Source organism: Pseudomonas sp. MM213, assembly GCF_020423045.1.
GTDB lineage: Bacteria > Pseudomonadota > Gammaproteobacteria > Pseudomonadales > Pseudomonadaceae > Aquipseudomonas > Aquipseudomonas migulae.
Genome location: NZ_CP081943.1, coordinates 49,648 through 65,280 on the forward strand (window position 1 = coordinate 49,648; position 15,633 = coordinate 65,280).

17 protein-coding genes are annotated in these 15,633 nt (G+C 56.7%); 8 read left to right on the forward strand and 9 right to left on the reverse strand.

Annotated elements, in window-relative coordinates:
* Nucleotides 1–8 precede the first annotated feature (8 nt).
* A complete protein-coding gene (locus K5R88_RS00200) occupies nt 9–1,358 on the reverse strand; it encodes a heavy metal sensor histidine kinase (RefSeq protein WP_226298907.1) in 1,350 nt (449 codons plus the stop codon).
* Entirely contained in the window at nt 1,358–2,038 is a 681-nt protein-coding gene (locus K5R88_RS00205) for a heavy metal response regulator transcription factor (protein ID WP_008028443.1), read from the reverse strand. The genes K5R88_RS00200 and K5R88_RS00205 overlap by 1 nt, the downstream gene beginning before the upstream one ends.
* Nucleotides 2,039–2,193: 155 nt before the next feature.
* On the opposite strand from K5R88_RS00205, the gene copI reads away from it, so the two are divergent.
* Together copI and queF are read left to right on the forward strand one after the other, a co-directional pair.
* Nucleotides 2,194–2,715: a copper-resistant cuproprotein CopI gene (gene copI, locus K5R88_RS00210; RefSeq protein ID WP_223452202.1), complete on the forward strand. Its 522-nt coding sequence runs from the start codon at nt 2,194–2,196 to the stop codon at nt 2,713–2,715.
* A 61-nt stretch (nt 2,716–2,776) separates the two neighbouring features.
* Nucleotides 2,777–3,607: an NADPH-dependent 7-cyano-7-deazaguanine reductase QueF gene (queF, locus tag K5R88_RS00215; RefSeq protein ID WP_223452206.1), complete on the forward strand. Its 831-nt coding sequence runs from the start codon at nt 2,777–2,779 to the stop codon at nt 3,605–3,607.
* Between the two features lie 165 nt (nt 3,608–3,772).
* Here queF and K5R88_RS00220 read toward each other — a convergent pair whose 3' ends face one another.
* Together K5R88_RS00220 and K5R88_RS00225 are read right to left on the reverse strand one after the other, a co-directional pair.
* Entirely contained in the window at nt 3,773–4,036 is a 264-nt protein-coding gene (locus tag K5R88_RS00220; protein ID WP_008028435.1) for a DUF4404 family protein, read from the reverse strand.
* A 109-nt stretch (nt 4,037–4,145) separates the two neighbouring features.
* Nucleotides 4,146–4,766 carry a hypothetical protein gene (locus tag K5R88_RS00225; protein ID WP_008037697.1) on the reverse strand — a complete coding sequence of 207 codons (621 nt, stop codon included), beginning with the start codon at nt 4,764–4,766 and terminating at the stop codon, nt 4,146–4,148.
* A gap of 201 nt (nt 4,767–4,967) precedes the next feature.
* On the opposite strand from K5R88_RS00225, the gene K5R88_RS00230 reads away from it, so the two are divergent.
* Entirely contained in the window at nt 4,968–5,657 is a 690-nt protein-coding gene (locus tag K5R88_RS00230; protein ID WP_223452210.1) for an MlaA family lipoprotein, read from the forward strand.
* 62 nt (nt 5,658–5,719) lie between these two features.
* Here K5R88_RS00230 and K5R88_RS00235 read toward each other — a convergent pair whose 3' ends face one another.
* Nucleotides 5,720–6,019, reverse strand: a complete 300-nt coding sequence (locus K5R88_RS00235) for a PilZ domain-containing protein (protein ID WP_223434799.1) — start codon at nt 6,017–6,019, stop codon at nt 5,720–5,722.
* 276 nt (nt 6,020–6,295) lie between these two features.
* Here K5R88_RS00235 and rssB point away from each other — a divergent pair, with 276 nt between their 5' ends.
* Both rssB and rssC read left to right on the forward strand, forming a co-directional pair.
* On the forward strand, nt 6,296–7,477 hold the full coding sequence (rssB, locus tag K5R88_RS00240) for a two-component system response regulator RssB (protein WP_032828718.1): 1,182 nt from the start codon (nt 6,296–6,298) through the stop codon (nt 7,475–7,477).
* Complete coding sequence (gene rssC / locus K5R88_RS00245) at nt 7,477–7,959, forward strand: anti-sigma factor antagonist RssC (RefSeq protein ID WP_007935262.1); 483 nt, start codon at nt 7,477–7,479, stop codon at nt 7,957–7,959. The genes rssB and rssC overlap by 1 nt, the downstream gene beginning before the upstream one ends.
* A gap of 206 nt (nt 7,960–8,165) precedes the next feature.
* Here rssC and tal read toward each other — a convergent pair whose 3' ends face one another.
* Entirely contained in the window at nt 8,166–9,092 is a 927-nt protein-coding gene (gene tal / locus K5R88_RS00250; RefSeq protein WP_008028427.1) for a transaldolase, read from the reverse strand.
* A 178-nt stretch (nt 9,093–9,270) separates the two neighbouring features.
* The gene (gene dusA, locus K5R88_RS00255) at nt 9,271–10,281 is read right to left on the reverse strand and encodes a tRNA dihydrouridine(20/20a) synthase DusA (RefSeq protein WP_226298908.1); all 1,011 of its coding nucleotides are present in this window, start codon (nt 10,279–10,281) and stop codon (nt 9,271–9,273) included.
* Nucleotides 10,282–10,529: 248 nt separating this feature from the next.
* Here dusA and K5R88_RS00260 point away from each other — a divergent pair, with 248 nt between their 5' ends.
* Nucleotides 10,530–12,569, forward strand: coding sequence for an acyltransferase family protein (locus K5R88_RS00260; protein ID WP_226298909.1), 2,040 nt, complete (start codon nt 10,530–10,532; stop codon nt 12,567–12,569).
* Between the two features lie 131 nt (nt 12,570–12,700).
* On the forward strand, nt 12,701–13,012 hold the full coding sequence (locus K5R88_RS00265) for a hypothetical protein (RefSeq protein ID WP_226298910.1): 312 nt from the start codon (nt 12,701–12,703) through the stop codon (nt 13,010–13,012).
* A 118-nt stretch (nt 13,013–13,130) separates the two neighbouring features.
* On the opposite strand, the gene K5R88_RS00270 is transcribed toward K5R88_RS00265, so the two are convergent.
* Nucleotides 13,131–14,231: an acyltransferase family protein gene (locus tag K5R88_RS00270; protein WP_008037681.1), complete on the reverse strand. Its 1,101-nt coding sequence runs from the start codon at nt 14,229–14,231 to the stop codon at nt 13,131–13,133.
* Between the two features lie 248 nt (nt 14,232–14,479).
* On the opposite strand from K5R88_RS00270, the gene K5R88_RS00275 reads away from it, so the two are divergent.
* Nucleotides 14,480–14,698 (forward strand): hypothetical protein, encoded by a 219-nt coding sequence (locus K5R88_RS00275; protein WP_008037677.1) that lies wholly within the window; start codon nt 14,480–14,482, stop codon nt 14,696–14,698.
* Nucleotides 14,699–14,758: 60 nt separating this feature from the next.
* On the opposite strand, the gene K5R88_RS00280 is transcribed toward K5R88_RS00275, so the two are convergent.
* Complete coding sequence (locus K5R88_RS00280; RefSeq protein ID WP_226298911.1) at nt 14,759–15,544, reverse strand: transporter substrate-binding domain-containing protein; 786 nt, start codon at nt 15,542–15,544, stop codon at nt 14,759–14,761.
* Nucleotides 15,545–15,633 lie beyond the last annotated feature (89 nt).

The window sequence follows — 15,633 nt, forward strand, 5'->3', positions numbered from 1 at the left end:
TGCTAGCCTCAATCCCCCTTCGGTAACTCAATCACAAACCGCGTCCACCCATTCTCCGATTCGCAACGAATCTGCCCGCCATGGGCCCGAATGATCGACTGGGTAATCGCCAAACCCAACCCCGCATGTTCACTGCTGCCTTCCTGTCGCGCCGGATCTGCGCGATAGAAGCGATCAAACAAACGCGGCAGTAATGCCCCGTCAATACCTTCGCCACTGTTCTCAACGGTCAGGCGCAAACCTTCTGGCCGCTCGGCAATCTGCACCCGAACCTCACCTTCGGCCGGCGTGAATCGCAGCGCGTTATCCAGCAAATTCGAAAGTGCCCGACGCAACATGCTCCGGTCTCCCTCCAGGCGCGCGTTGCCTTCACGGCTCAACGTCACCTGGGCGTCTTCGGCCAATGGCGCAAAAAACTCCAGCAACACATCCGCTTCTTCCGCCAATTCCAGGGGTTCACGTTTGGGCATCAGCAACCCGTGATCAGCCTTGGCCAGGTACAACATGTCGTTGACCAGTTGCGCCATCCATTGCAGTTCTTCGAGGTTGCTGTGCAATGCTTCGCGGTAATCCTCAAGGGGGCGTGGGCGGGTGAGGGTGACCTGGGTGTGGGTCAGCAAATTTGACAGGGGGGTGCGCAGTTCATGGGCGATGTCGGCAGAAAACGCCGAGAGCCGCTGAAAAGAGTCGTCGAGGCGTCCGAGCATGGCATTGAAGTTGTGGGCCATTTCCGCAAGTTCGGGCGGCATGTTCTCTTCGGGCAGTCGGGCGTTCAGCGACTGTGCGGAAACGCCACTGGCGATTGCACTCATGCGCCGTAACGGACGCAGCCCGCTACGCGCCGCCCAGGCACCCAGCAGCGCAGTCGCCAGGGCCGACAAACCGACGGTCAGCCAGATCAAGTGCTGCATGCGTTGCAGAAAGTGCTGGTGGTGGGTGATGTCCAGCAGCAGGGTCAATTGCGGTGAGTCAGGTTTGTCGACAAACAACGGCGCATTGAGGACGCGGTAGTCGGTGCCGTTGTCGTTCATGGTCGACAAACCCGGCCTCTGCGGAAGTTTATCGGGCAGGCTCGCGGCGCTGTCGTACCAACGCTTGCCATCGCTGCCGGAAATACGCAGGGACAAATCAGCCTGACGGTTCAATTCATCCGCCAGTCTGACTTCGCTTTCACTGGACTGAAGATCGTGAAGCGCCCGGCGCAAACCAATGAGCTTGCCGTCCAGCAATTGCTGGTCCAGTTCAACGAAGTGCGCCTCGCTGGCTCGACTGAACAACACGCCCGCGAACAACGAAACCACGGCGGTGCAAGCTGCAAACAGCAGCGCCAGACGGCTGCTCAATGAAAGTCGGCGCATCAGGCCGGGCGCTCTTCGAGGACATAACCCATGCCGCGCACGGTATGGATCAATTTGTTCGGAAACTCGTCGTCGATTTTCAGGCGTAAACGGCGGATGGCGACTTCGATGACATTGGTGTCGCTGTCGAAATTCATGTCCCAGACCTGGGACGCGATCAGCGATTTGGGCAGCACTTCGCCCTGACGGCGCAGGAGCATTTCGAGCAGGGCGAACTCCTTGGCGGTCAGGTCGATGCGTTGGCCACTGCGTTCGACGCGACGGCGGATCAGGTCCAGGCGCAAATCGGCCAGTTGCAGGCTGGTTTCCTGCGGCGTGGTGCTGCCGCGACGCAACAGGCTGCGAACCCGGGCCAGCAGTTCGGAGAAGGCGAACGGCTTGACCAGATAATCGTCGGCGCCCAGTTCGAGGCCGTGAACCCGGTCTTCCACCGCGTCTCGCGCGGTCAGAAACAGGACTGGCGTGTCGAGGCCTGCGCTGCGCACTGCCTGGAGGATTTGCCAGCCGTCGCGACCGGGCAACATCACATCGAGGATCAACAGCGCGTAGTCACCGCTCAATGCCAATTGCTGGCCAGTGTCGCCGTCGGCCACCAGTTCGGTGTTGAACCCGGCTTCGGTCAGGCCCTGACGCAGGTAATGGCCGGTTTTCGGTTGGTCTTCGACGATCAGCAGTTTCATGGGCGACTCGAGGCAAATGGAACGAACGCTTTATACCGTGGGCAGCGGTTGTGCAGGTCAACCTGACAAAGTTGTAATCTGGCTGTCAGGTTACGGGCAGTGGCCGCAGTTTAGTGTTTTCCACAGGCTGAACTTTATCTTGTTGGAGTACGACTATGTTTTTGCGCAAACCCCTGGTGCTGGCTGCGTGCCTGCTGGTGCTGAGTTCGCCGGTGTGGGCATCGCCGGCGCACACCTACGACTTCGGGCAGCCGGCCCCGGCTGCCAAGGCGACCCGCAGCGTTGAAGTGGTGATGGGCGACATGTCGTTCACCCCCAAGGCCATCGATATCAAGGCCGGTGAGACAGTTCGCTTTGTGCTGGTGAATAAAGGCCAGTTGCTGCACGAATTCAACCTCGGTGACGCGGCGATGCATGCAAAACATCAGCAGGAAATGATGAAGATGCAGCAGAGCGGCATGCTTACGCCTACAGGGATGAAGGAAATGGACCACGGCGCGATGGCGGGAATGGATCATGGTATGAAACACGATGACCCCAATAGCGTGCTGGTCGAGCCGGGTAAAACCGCCGAACTGACCTGGACCTTCACCAAGGCCACCAACCTGGAATTTGCCTGCAATATTCCAGGTCACTATCAGGCTGGCATGGTCGGTAAACTGACAGTCAGTCAGTAAGCACTCTAAGGCGCAAGCAAAGGCTGGTAGAATCCGCTGATTCTTCAGTCAGGTTTCCGCCATGCATCCCGCAGCCGAACACTCGCCGCTGGGTAAATCCAGCGAATACATCGCCACTTACACGCCGTCCTTGCTGTTTCCGATCCCGCGCACCGCGAAATGGGCCGAGTTGGGGCTGACGGCTGAAACCCTGCCGTATAAAGGCGTGGATTTCTGGAACTGCTTCGAGCTGTCGTGGCTGTTGCCGTCCGGTAAACCCGTGGTGGCGATCGGCGAATTCTGCATCCCGGCGGATTCGCCGAATATCATCGAATCCAAGTCGTTCAAGCTGTATCTGAACTCGTTGAATCAGACTCCGTTTGCCGATATCGCAAGCCTTGAAGCGACGCTGGTGAACGACCTGTCCGCTGCGGCAGGCAAGTCGGTCGGCGTGCGGGTTCGCCGCCTGAAAGACGTTGAAGCCGAAGGCGTCGTGGCGTTGCCGGGTGTGTGCATCGATGACTTGGACATCAGCGTTAGCAACTATGAGCATCCGCGTCCGGAGCTGCTGCGTTGTGATGATTCGCGCATCGTCGAGGAGAGCGTGCACAGTCATTTGCTCAAATCCAACTGCCCGGTGACCAGTCAGCCGGACTGGGGCAGCGTGGTGGTGGAATACCGTGGCGCGGCGCTGGATCACGCGAGTCTGCTGGAGTACATCGTGAGCTTCCGTCAGCACTCGGACTTCCATGAGCAATGCGTGGAGCGGATTTTCCTCGACCTGCAACGCTTGCTGAAACCGGAGAAATTGACGGTGTACGCGCGGTATGTGCGTCGCGGCGGGTTGGACATCAACCCGTATCGCAGCACTGAAGACGTGCAACTGCCGAACCATCGCCTGGTCCGCCAGTAAAGATTACTTGTGGGAGCGAGCCTGCTCGCGATGGAGGGTCAGATACATCGATGTCGACTGACCCTCCATCGCGAGCAGGCTCGCTCCTACAGGGGGTTGCATTGCAAATCCGGGCTATGAAAAAGCCCCGCTATCACTAGCGGGGCTTTTTTGTATCTGGCGGGTTCAGATCCCCATGCTGACCAGAGATTGCACAATGTTGCGCAAGGTGCCGGCAATGGCGGGGTGTTCAAGTTCAAAGCGTTCGACGGCCAGGTTTACGCCATCGGCGAGGCTGGAGTCCTGGGTTTTGGTTTCGAGCTCAAGCTCAAGTTCGATCTGTTGCATCAGCGCATGCAGGTCGGCGCGCTCTGCTTCGGTCAGCGGAGGATTCTGTTCCAATTGCTCGCGCAGGGCATTGAGCTGTTGTTGCAGTTCGCGGGCAGGCATGGCGTTCTTCCTTTTATCGATAGGCACTGGCATAGACCGTGGCAGCGCGCCAAAGGTCTATGGCTGACCTTTAGATTAATCCACTCGCGCGCAACCTGCATGATCTCGATCAGGGCTTTTCACCCTTGAGCCGACGCAGGCTGATGTCGGCCAGGCAGGTGTCGAGTTCGCCGAGGTGATCGATCACCGAATGCACGCCCAGGCCGAACAATTGCACGGTGGCCTTGCCGCGCAGGTGTTCGCGTTCCTTTTGGCTCAAGGCCTGCCATTCGCTGGGCGCCAGCCCGCAGAGCGAGCCGCAGGACGCCAGGCCAATCGTCCACAACCCGGCATTCAGGCCCGATTGCAGCAATCGCGGTTCGCCGCTGACCAGCACGCAACCATCCAGTTGCCCGACATTCAACGCCATCAAGGCTTGCCAGCATGCATTCGGCGCGGGCCACGGATTGATTGTTGCGGGGTGTTGCGACGGCTTGACCCAGTCGGGCAGGGCGGCGGCCAGCGAGAGGCTCAATGCGGGGGGAAGTTCGTCGAGCCAGGCACAGGGAATCTGCTGGCGCTGCAAACTGTGCAGGCTGTCCAGAGCGCCAGGTGTGACTTCGGCATGTTCGGCGCAATGGTCGCCGTGCTGGCGCGTGCGGGCGCCGAAGTCCACCAGGCAACCGCTGAGGCCAAACAGGACGGCGGTCAGGCTAGGGGCGGCGAGGGGCAAGGTTTCGGCGTGCGGCATGTCAACATCCCTGAAATAGCGTCAAGGCTATGCGCCGCCGGTGACAGTTGAGTGACATGGATGTGAATCGCTCACAGTCATGGCGAATCATCCGTAGGCCATCACGCACGATGCTGCCTAAAGCGGCTTTTCCGTCTTATACTAGCCAGCTTAATGCCCGGGCCAAGATGCTCGTGCCAGTACAAACCAAGGAGTTTTTCTATGCGCTGGAGCAATCATCTAGCTCAGCTGTGTGTGTGCGCCAGTGTGTTGCTGGCTCCGTTCGCTGCCCAGGCAGCCACGGAAGAGGACCCTTGGGAAAGCATCAACCGTCCGATCTACAAGTTCAACGACGTGCTCGACACCTATGCGCTGAAGCCTCTGGCGCAGGGTTATCAGTTCGTGACCCCGCAATTTCTCGAAGACGGCATCCACAACATGTTCCGCAACGTCGGTGATGTCACCAACCTTGCCAACAACATCTTGCAGGCCAAGCCGGCCGCTGCCGGCGTCGACACCGCTCGCCTGATCTTCAACACCACCTTCGGTCTGTTGGGCTTCTTCGATGTGGGCACCAAGATGGGCTTGAACCGCAGCGACGAAGACTTCGGTCAGACGTTGGGCTACTGGGGTGTAGGAAGCGGCCCGTACGTGATGCTGCCGTTGCTGGGCCCAAGCACTCTGCGTGATGCCCCCGCCAAATTTGTCGACGGCTACACCGGCCCGTACCCGTACATCCACGACGTACCGGTGCGTAACTCGATCTTCGCCCTGAACGTCGTCGACACCCGCGCCAGTCTGCTGTCGGCCGAGAAGCTGATCAGCGGCGACAAGTACACCTTCATCCGCAATGCGTACTTGCAGAACCGCGAGTTCAAAGTCAAAGACGGTCAGGTCGAAGACGATTTTTGATCTAGACCGGTAAAAACGAAGAAGGCGGCCTGTTGGCCGCCTTTTTTGGTTTTGGATCCGGGTTATTTCATTTTCAAGATTGTAAGGCCGAGTTTTTGATTGGCGCCGTCCTGTTCTTTAACCCGGACCACCTCAGTGTCGGCTTCGAGCCCTTTGAGTGCCGCATGATCGGAGTCGATCCGCACGCTGAGCCGGTCGCCGACCTTGAACCGACGCGGAGCCTCAACCTGCATGCCACTGCTGGAAAGGTCGATGCAGACGGCTGCAACTTCGTCCCCTTCATGAATCAGCGCGACATCGGCATCGACTCGCATGCGGATGAAATCACGCTTTTCGCTGTAGTCCCGTTCGGTTTGGCTCATGGGCTTCATCCTTCCATTGGGTTACGGTTTTATCAGTTCTTATAACTCTCGGTGATTTGACAAGTAAAGACGTCAAGCGACCATCGGCGTGAGCTTGAAACGCCCCGCGGATGGGAGTACCGTCTGCGCCTTAGAAGGGCACCTCTGGTGTGCCTGTCAGTAGGGTCGATGCCCGAAAGCGGTGCAACAGAGAGGCTAGAAAGCGAATCCAGTAGTGTGTGCGGGGTCAATTGCCCAGCCTGCTACGCCAACCTAATTCTGGCGCCGTTTGCCCACATGCCAAAAACCAGTGCCACGCTGCTGATAATCGATGATGACGAAGTAGTGCGCGCGAGCCTCGCCGCCTATTTGGAAGACAGTGGTTTCAGCGTCTTGCAGGCCAGCAATGGCCAGCAGGGTCTTCAGGTATTCGAGCAAGACAAGCCCGGCTTGGTCATCTGCGATCTGCGCATGCCGCAGATGGGCGGACTCGAACTCATTCGCCAGGTCACCGAGCGGTCACCGCAAACCCCAGTGATTGTGGTTTCGGGTGCCGGCGTGATGAACGACGCGGTCGAGGCCTTGCGCCTGGGCGCGGCGGATTACCTGATCAAGCCTCTCGAAGATCTGGCTGTGCTCGAGCACTCTGTGCGCCGGGCCCTGGATCGCGCGCGTCTGCTGCTGGAAAACCAGCGCTACCGTGAGAAGCTGGAAAAGGCCAACCGCGAGCTCGAAGCCAGCCTGAACCTGCTCCAGGAAGACCAGAATGCCGGTCGCCAGGTGCAGATGAACATGCTGCCGGTCAGCCCCTGGACCATCGACGAGTTCCAGTTTGCACACCAGATCATCCCGTCTCTGTATCTGTCGGGTGATTTCGTCGACTACTTTCGGGTCGACGAGCGTCGGGTAGCGTTCTACCTGGCGGACGTTTCCGGTCATGGCGCTTCTTCAGCCTTCGTTACGGTGCTGCTGAAATTCATGACCACGCGCTTGCTGTTCGAATCCAAGCGCAACGGCACATTGCCGGAATTCAAGCCTTCAGAGGTCCTTGGTCATATCAACCGGGGCCTGATCAGTTGTAAGCTGGGTAAACACGTCACAATGGTCGGTGGAGTCATCGACGAGGAGACAGGTTTGTTGACCTATAGCATCGGTGGTCATTTACCGTTGCCTGTGTTGTACACGCCAGACAGTGTTCGATATCTGGAAGGGCGTGGTCTGCCGGTGGGCCTCTTCAATGAAGCCACCTACGAAGATCACGTGCTGGAGCTGCCGCCGACGTTCAGCCTGACGCTGATGTCCGATGGCATTCTGGACCTTTTGCCAGAACCTACACTCAAAGAAAAAGAAGCGGCTTTGCCCCAGCGGGTCAAGGCAGCGGGCGGCACCCTGGATGGGCTGCGGCAGGTTTTTGGATTGGCCACGCTAGGGGAGATGCCGGATGATATCGCCCTGTTGGTGTTGAGCAGGAATCTTTAATGAGTACCGGTAGAATCCAGTTCGCCGAGCAGGACGGCACCTTCGTCTTGAAGTTCGTCGGTGAAGTTCGCCTGACCCTGTGTTCGGCGTTGGATGCGACTATTGAGCGGATCTTCACGGCGTTGAACTTCAACGCGATCGTGATCGACCTGACCGAAACCCGCAGCATCGACAGCACCACCCTTGGCCTGTTGGCCAAACTGTCGATCCTGTCGCGGCAGAAAGTCGGCCTGCTGCCGACCGTCGTCACCACCCACGAAGACATCACACGTCTGTTGCAGTCCATGGGCTTCGAGCAGGTGTTCAACATCGTTGACCGCCCGATCCCGTGCCCTGAGTGCCTGACCGACTTGCCTGACCAGGACCAGTCGGAAGAAGTGGTGCGGATCAAAGTGCTGGAAGCGCACAAGATCCTCATGGGGCTGAATGATTCGAATCGTGAAGCGTTTCATGATCTGGTGAATGCGCTCGAGCGTCACTGATCCTTTGAAAGGGTAGGAAGCCTGTACTGGCCTCATCGCCGGCAAGCCGGCTCCTACAAAATCATCATCTGTGTAGGAGCCGGCTTGCCGGCGATGGCGGCCTGAAATCCCCCAAATTCCCAAGCACAAAACCCGCATCAAACAAACGCACACAAAAAAGGGCGAACCCATCAAGGTTCGCCCTTTTTGCATTGCGCTGAACTAGATCACAGCTTGGCCTGCAACAGCGCCTCAAGCTTCTCCTGGTCCCGGGCAAACTGACGAATCCCTTCCGCCAGTTTCTCGGTCGCCATCGCATCTTCGTTGGACAACCAACGGAACTGCGCTTCATTCAAGCTCAAGCGCGCTTCACCGGTATGACCCGGCGCCAATTTACGCTCCAGCTTGCCAGTGTCCGCCGCCAGTTTATCGATCAAGTCCGGGCTGATGGTCAGGCGGTCGCAACCGGCCAGTTGCTCGATCTGATTCAGGTTACGGAAGCTCGCGCCCATGACCACGGTCTTGTAGTCATTGGCCTTGTAGTAGTTGTAGATACGCGTCACCGACTGCACGCCCGGATCATCCGCGCCGGTGTAGTCGTTGCCGTTGGCCTTCTTGTACCAGTCGTAGATACGGCCCACGAACGGCGAAATCAGGAACACACCCGCATCGGCGCACGCCGCCGCCTGGGCGAACGAGAACAGCAATGTCAGGTTGGTCTGGATGCCTTCTTTTTCCAGGATTTCGGCAGCGCGGATACCTTCCCAGGTGGAAGCGATCTTGATCAGCACGCGGTCGCGGCCGATGCCGGCCTTTTCATACAACTCGATCAGACGGTGCGCACGCTTCAATACGGCGTCAGTGTCGAACGACAGGCGCGCGTCCACTTCAGTGGAAATACGGCCCGGAATCACTTTCAGGATCTCTTGCCCTACCGCGACGCCAAAACGGTCGCTGGCCAGGCCCACATCACCCTTGCAGTCGCTGACGCAAGCGTTCAACAACTCGGCATAGCCGGGAATGGCCGCGGCTTTGAGCAGCAGGGAAGGGTTGGTGGTAGCGTCCACCGGTTTAACGCGAGCGATCGCTTCGAAGTCGCCGGTGTCGGCAACCACGGTGGTCATCTGTTTGAGTTGTTCCAGCTTGGAAGTCATGGGCGTGCTCTGTCCTATGGGTCTAATGACATTACCCGAGCGCTGACAGCCACTCAAGGGCACATGTACGTATCGAAGGCCCCGGCGGCAACATCTGGAAAACGGATGTTTGAAAGGCGGGGCGCGGTGTCCGTAAATACGATGCCAAATCCGTGCGCAGGTTCAACGCGGGTGACCGTTAGCGCCCTTCAAGCAGCTCCGCCGCCTGATCCAGCAATGCCAAAGGCTCCTTGGCCTTATGAATATCCACCGACAACAACTGCCGAAACTTGCGCGCCCCCGGAAACCCGGTGCCCAGCCCCAGCACATGCCGGGTGATGTGGTGCATCGAACCGCCTGCATCAATATGCGCCGCGATATAAGGCCGCAACTGCGCCAGCGCTTGCGCCCGAGTGATCACCGGCGCCGTGCTGCCGAACAGTTGCTGATCCACCTCAGCCATCACATAAGGATTGTGATACGCCTCACGACCGAGCATCACACCGTCAAAGGTCTGCAAATGCTCGTGGCAGGCCTCCAGTGTCTTGATCCCGCCGTTGAGAATAATCTCCAGCTCCGGAAAATCCGCCTTCAACCGCGCCGCCACGTCATAACGCAGGGGCGGAATGTCGCGGTTCTCCTTCGGCGACAACCCCTCCAGAATCGCGATCCGCGCATGCACCGTAAAACTCGTGCACCCGGCATCGCGCACCGTGCCGACGAAATCACACAGCTCTTCGTAACTGTCCCGCCCGTTAATCCCGATCCGGTGCTTCACCGTCACCGGAATCGACACCGCATCGCGCATCGCCTTCACGCAATCCGCCACCAACTGCGGATGCCCCATCAGCACCGCGCCGATCATATTGTTCTGCACCCGATCACTCGGGCAGCCGACGTTGAGATTCACCTCGTCGTAACCGTGCTCCTGCGCCATGCGCGCGCACGCGGCCAGGTCCAGCGGAACACTGCCGCCAAGTTGCAGGGCAAGCGGGTGTTCGGCTTCGTTGTGACGCAGGAAACGGTCGTGATCACCATTGAGCAGCGCGCCGGTGGTGACCATTTCCGTGTAGAGGAGAGCGTGCCTGGAGAGCAGGCGCAGGAAGAAACGGCAGTGGCGGTCTGTCCAATCCATCATGGGGGCAACAGAAAATCTCCTGGAGACCGAATTTGCCGGGAGGGCCAGGTTTTCTGCCAATGTGCTCTGCATTCGTCGACTTCTCATTCACTGCCAGTTGCCAGTGTTTTACGCAAAAGGGTGTGCCAGTTTATCAGGAAAGTCAGGCGGTCGAGCGCAAGACCAGAGACCGGATCTGTAGGAGTGTCAGACAAGTACGGCGACTGTAATGAGTGCGGGGAGGCAGGAGTAAGGTTTAAATAACAAAGTTGACGAAAGCTGTTTGGAAAGAAGGCGAAGGGGAAGGTACACTGCGCGACTTTTTACTCTAGAAGTACAGCATGGACAGCTTGAGCAATCCGAAATCTGTATCGCGCAGCGTTAAATCCAAACCAGCCTATCGTGCAGACATCGACGGTTTACGAGCCGTGGCCATTCTGTCCGTGGTTATATTTCATGCGTTCCCGTCAATGTTGCAGGGCGGGTTCATTGGTGTCGATATTTTCTTCGTCATCTCCGGGTTTCTGATCTCCAGCATCATCTTCAGAGGAATGCATCGCGGTGATTTCAGTTTCACTGAGTTTTATGCCCATCGTATCAAGCGCATTTACCCCGCTTTAATTGTTGTGTTGGTGGCCTGTTACGTATTTGGCTGGTTTGTGTTGTTGCCCTACGAGTTCAAACAGTTGGGCAAGCACATGGCGGCTGGCGCCGGCTTCGTGCAGAACTTTGTCCTGTTACAAGAGGACGGGTACTTCGATACCTTCGCCGAATTGAAACCGCTTCTGCATCTATGGTCACTGGCCATTGAAGAGCAGTTCTACCTGATTTATCCGGTACTAATCCTTCTGGCGTGGCGCAAGGGTTTCAACGTCCTGACGGTCGTTCTGATTTTGGGACTGGTCTCGCTGGTGTTGAATGTCGCGAGAGTGACCCACGATCCCACCGCGACGTTCTTTCTGCCGCAAACCCGTTTCTGGGAACTGCTGGCGGGGGCAGTTCTGGCGTACTTGCAACTGTTCAGGCAAGCGAAGTTTACCGGGTGGATGCAGCGCTGGGTGTTTCATCCGGTTCTGTTCCGTCACCCGCCGCTGTTGGCTCAACGTAACGCGATACTCAACAACCTGTTATCGATTGTTGGACTGCTTCTTCTTGTTGCGGGTTTTTGTTTGATCGACAAGAAAATGCCGTTTCCCGGCTGGTGGGCAATGTTGCCGGTTTCGGGAACGTTCCTGCTGATTCTCGCCGGGCCTGATGGATGGGTGAATCGAGTCTTGCTGGCTAACCGGGTGATGGTGTTCGTTGGGATCATCAGCTATCCGCTTTACCTGTGGCACTGGCCGATTCTCTCGTTTTTGCGAATTCTCGCCTTCGAGGTTTCGCCTTGGGCTCGATTGGGGGCGGTGCTGCTCAGTGTTGTGTTGGCCTGGTTGACCTATCGCCTGATCGAAAAGCCCATCCGGCTCGGAAAGAAAACCTGGATCAAGACCGCTGCTCTGAGCGTAATAATGGCCATTGTCGGGCTGGTTGGGTTCCACGCATTTCTAAGCGGCGGAGTATCGTCCAGGGCGGAGGAGTTTGCCAAAGTCACTCAGGCGTCCAATGAATGGGGTTACCCCGGAACACTTTCGAAGGAAAAATTTGAGGGGATCCAGTATTACTTCCTGCGATCGGAGAAGCCGTCGGTCACACTGTTTGTGGGCGATTCAAATATCGAGCAGTATTTTCCCCGCGCTGAAGCGTTGATCTCCCGTAATGCCAAAGAGACCAATGGGGTCATCTTCAAGACAGGCTCGGGGTGCCTTGCCATTCCCGGTATGCTCTACGATTTAAAGCACCAGTATTGTGCAACATTAATGCAGGACGCTCTGAGATTGACCAAAGAGAATCCCGAAGTCGATACCGTGGTCATTGGTTCACTCTGGAACGCTTATCTTAAGTCCGGCGTATTCATGGCCAGTAAATTCGGAGCTGGAAGCCCGGAGTATGTTGATGCGTTGAACAAGTTGGGCGCGTACATCAAGGAACTTCGAGCATTGGATAAGAGGGTGTATCTTGTGCTTAACATCCCGGGAGGTTACCAACTTGATCCCCGGTACATGGTCCAGCGCGATTTTAAGGCGTTTCCGAAATTAATGTCTTTCAAAAGCAACGGGATCCCGCGCGATGATCTGGAAAAGGCTTTCGGGCAGATCCAGGCTGATTTGGCTCAAGTGGCTACAACCGCTGGGGCTATGGTTATAAAACCGATGGACTATCTGTGTAATCCAGATTGCTCAGGAGTTGATGCTGATGATGAACCTATGTACAAAGATGGGGATCACCTCAGACCAAAGTATGTGAGCCAGAAAGCGGACTTCATCGATGAAACGATGAGGTAGACGGCAGGCAGCCATCCCTATTGCTGGGTGAGTACGTCAATGCGTCGCCCTGTGAGTGCTGCTCGGATGGGCGCGGTAGTCAATCGATCAGGTCGTAATGAAAAAGAGCGCTCCGCAAGGATGGGAAATCGGTGTTGGACCTTGTTGATCTCGCAGGCAAAGTAAAAAACAAAGATGAATACGCCGCCAAGCTCTCGAATTACGAGAGTGTTGCTTTGGCCGCCAACGATTTGACCTACACCTTTTTTGAAGGAATTACCTCGGCCAGTGGTGCTTCTAGCGCTCATAGCGTGGTGGTATCAGCGCCTGACAACATTCGAGGGGCTGATTTGATTGTTTCTGGTGAGGGCGATGAGTCCATGATCATCATCAAATTTTCTTTCCCGAAACTCGATGAGCACAAAATGGCTCAGCAGGCCAAGAAGCCTGTCGAGGCTTTCTGACGTCGATCCTTGTTATGTAAAAAACCTCGCCAAAGCGAGGTTTTTTCATTTCTGGAGTTCACTACCACCGACAAGCCCTGTCTGTGACCGCGAGCGGGCGACTCAGGTTGGCCTGACTTTACGTACGATTCAGAACGACGGCATCAGGGCGCTTGAACTTGATGCGTCTGCTCCACGCGATGGCGGGACGTTCGAACAATAGATAGGCCATGGCCGAGAATGCGATGCACGTTGCAATGATCAGGACGGCGGCCAGTGCATCCGAGAAAAGGCCGGTTGGCATGAAAGCCCGGTAAACGCGCATGAAGAAACCGGTCACAGGAGAATGGAACAAGTACAGGCTGTAGGAAATCAGGGCAATTTTCTGCACGGGGTAGCTGGATATAAAACCCAGCGTGGTGGAGCGATTAACCAGGAAGCAGAACAGTAAGCCCGTCAACCCGGCAGCAATGGTGAATGAGTTTTTAGTTGCAAGACCGATAACAAGCGCCAATGCACAGTAACCAATGGCGATGTAATGGCTTTGTTTAGTGCCGCTCAGGGTTTGAGCGCACAGCACCCCGGCCATGAAGCTGAACCAGAACGCAATAAATCCGCCTTTCCAGCCTATCGCATGAATTATCCCGGCGGGCCACAGCAGCGCCAGCAATGCGCTGCCCCAAATCCAGAGGTTGCGACGCTTGGGTGTTACACCCTCTCCAGCACGATCGGCTAACCACAGCAGCACCGCAAAAAAGATGTAGAACTGCACCTCGATACACAGGGTCCAGAACACCGTGATGATGTTTCTGATGCCAAGGAAATCTTGGAGAAACAGCACGTGGGCGAGTATGGCCGTCACGCCGGGGATTTCGATTCCGGGTTGCCCAAGCATGTGTTTTACGGCGATCACGGCCACGCCCAGTGCAATGGCGGCGTAGTAGGGAGGGGCGAGGCGTACCAGGCGACGTGCCACAAAGTTTGTGGCGTTCACGTTATTCATTGGCACCCGGGATGTCGTGGTCGCCATGACAATGCCGCTTAGTACGAAAAATATAGGCACTCCCAAATGGCCTGCGTCAAAGACCATGTATTTCAACCAGCCTGGAATGGCTGCCAGCAGGGTTGGGATGTGATTTCCTTCGGATAAATGAAACAGAACCACCCAGAAGCATGCAAAACAGCGCAATGCGTCAACCAGGGCAAGACGATGTTTGTCATCAACGGTGATTCCACTCATTCAATGCTTCCTTTCTCTCGCGGCGGATGTTGTTTTTTGTGCGGGCACTGAACGCAGAGCTTAGCAGCTGCAGCAGCCTGTCAAACTTGCGAACACCACCGTCCACAGCTTTTTGGAGGACTCGGGAAATCGGAATACCTGAACAAATGCTGTCGCTGCGTGAAGTTTCACGATGCTGCCGGGTTCGCAGCCTAGGATGGACACTGAAGATTGCATCACCCCACCTCCGGCCACAGGGAACCTGAAAAATGATCTCGAACTTCTTCAAAGTCTTGCTGATCGGTGGTGCGCTGCTGTTGAGCGCCTGTTCGGGCGTCAGCACCCATAACGATTATTCAGAAGACCTCGAGCCGTCCGCCGGCTTCGGTCCTGGCCCGACCAATAGCCACAGTCAGCTGAACTTCCATGGCAGTGCATTGGGCAGCAGCTTCGGTGAATACGGTTCGGGACTGTTGCACGACGACTGACCGGCAACGGCGCGGTAATCCTGCCGTTGCCTGTTCGCCCAGCTGTTACCTGAAATAAGCCTATTTAGTCTCGGGCGTGGCGATCCACTGGCCTAAAACTTTCTGGTAGTTGCCCGTCACTTTGGCCAGGTGCAGCCATTGATCGACGTACAACTTCCACGTCATGTCGTCTCGCGGCAATAAATAAGCTTTCTCACCGTACTGCATGTACTGGCCTGGATTCACCGCGCACAAACCGGGTTTGAGTTTTTGCTGATACAACGCCTCCGACGCATCGGTGATCATCACGTCCGCCTTCTTGTCCAGCAGCTCCTGGAAGATGGTTACGTTGTCGTGAAGGCTCAATTGCGCCTTGGGCAGGAAGGCGTGAACGAACGCTTCGTTGGTGCCGCCGGCCGGTTCGACCAAGCGAACCGAAGGCTGGTTGATTTGCTCGACGGTCTGATACTTCGCCTGATCTTCGCAGCGCACCAGCGGGATTTTGCCGTCGACGTCCAGCGTGGTGCTGAAGAAGGCTTTTTTCTGACGTTCCAGGGTGACCGAGATCCCGCCCATGCCGATGTCGCATTTACCCGCCAGCATGTCGGGCATCAGGGTTTTCCAGGTGGTCGGTACCCAATCGACCTTGACGCCAAGGCTGTCGGCCAGCGAGCGGGCCATGGCGATGTCGATGCCCGAGTATTCGCCGTTCTCGGCTTTGAACGTGTAGGGCTTGTAATCGCCCGTGGTGCACACGCGTAGCTGGCCTTGCTGGATGACGCTGTCCAGGTGCGATTGTTCGGCCTGGGCGCCAAACGATAGTGCGAGCAGGCTACCGAGCATTACTGTGCATTTATTGGTTTTCATGTGTACCCGACTTCCGTGATGGATTGGGGCTGAGAGTACTTAATTTTTCCTGCCGATGGTTATAAGTACTTTGGATTCTGCTGCCCGAT

Bases quoted from the DNA above. Each gene is read 5' to 3' on its own strand.
- K5R88_RS00200 (WP_226298907.1), bottom strand. From the start codon at position 1,358: ATGCGCCGACTTTCATTGAGCAGCCGTCTGGCGCTGCTGTTTGCAGCT.
- K5R88_RS00205 (WP_008028443.1), bottom strand. From the start codon at position 2,038: ATGAAACTGCTGATCGTCGAAGACCAACCGAAAACCGGCCATTACCTG.
- copI (WP_223452202.1), top strand. From the start codon at position 2,194: ATGTTTTTGCGCAAACCCCTGGTGCTGGCTGCGTGCCTGCTGGTGCTG.
- queF (WP_223452206.1), top strand. From the start codon at position 2,777: ATGCATCCCGCAGCCGAACACTCGCCGCTGGGTAAATCCAGCGAATAC.
- K5R88_RS00220 (WP_008028435.1), bottom strand. From the start codon at position 4,036: ATGCCTGCCCGCGAACTGCAACAACAGCTCAATGCCCTGCGCGAGCAA.
- K5R88_RS00225 (WP_008037697.1), bottom strand. From the start codon at position 4,766: ATGCCGCACGCCGAAACCTTGCCCCTCGCCGCCCCTAGCCTGACCGCC.
- K5R88_RS00230 (WP_223452210.1), top strand. From the start codon at position 4,968: ATGCGCTGGAGCAATCATCTAGCTCAGCTGTGTGTGTGCGCCAGTGTG.
- K5R88_RS00235 (WP_223434799.1), bottom strand. From the start codon at position 6,019: ATGAGCCAAACCGAACGGGACTACAGCGAAAAGCGTGATTTCATCCGC.
- rssB (WP_032828718.1), top strand. From the start codon at position 6,296: ATGCCAAAAACCAGTGCCACGCTGCTGATAATCGATGATGACGAAGTA.
- rssC (WP_007935262.1), top strand. From the start codon at position 7,477: ATGAGTACCGGTAGAATCCAGTTCGCCGAGCAGGACGGCACCTTCGTC.
- tal (WP_008028427.1), bottom strand. From the start codon at position 9,092: ATGACTTCCAAGCTGGAACAACTCAAACAGATGACCACCGTGGTTGCC.
- dusA (WP_226298908.1), bottom strand. From the start codon at position 10,281: ATGCAGAGCACATTGGCAGAAAACCTGGCCCTCCCGGCAAATTCGGTC.
- K5R88_RS00260 (WP_226298909.1), top strand. From the start codon at position 10,530: ATGGACAGCTTGAGCAATCCGAAATCTGTATCGCGCAGCGTTAAATCC.
- K5R88_RS00270 (WP_008037681.1), bottom strand. From the start codon at position 14,231: ATGAGTGGAATCACCGTTGATGACAAACATCGTCTTGCCCTGGTTGAC.
- K5R88_RS00275 (WP_008037677.1), top strand. From the start codon at position 14,480: ATGATCTCGAACTTCTTCAAAGTCTTGCTGATCGGTGGTGCGCTGCTG.
- K5R88_RS00280 (WP_226298911.1), bottom strand. From the start codon at position 15,544: ATGAAAACCAATAAATGCACAGTAATGCTCGGTAGCCTGCTCGCACTA.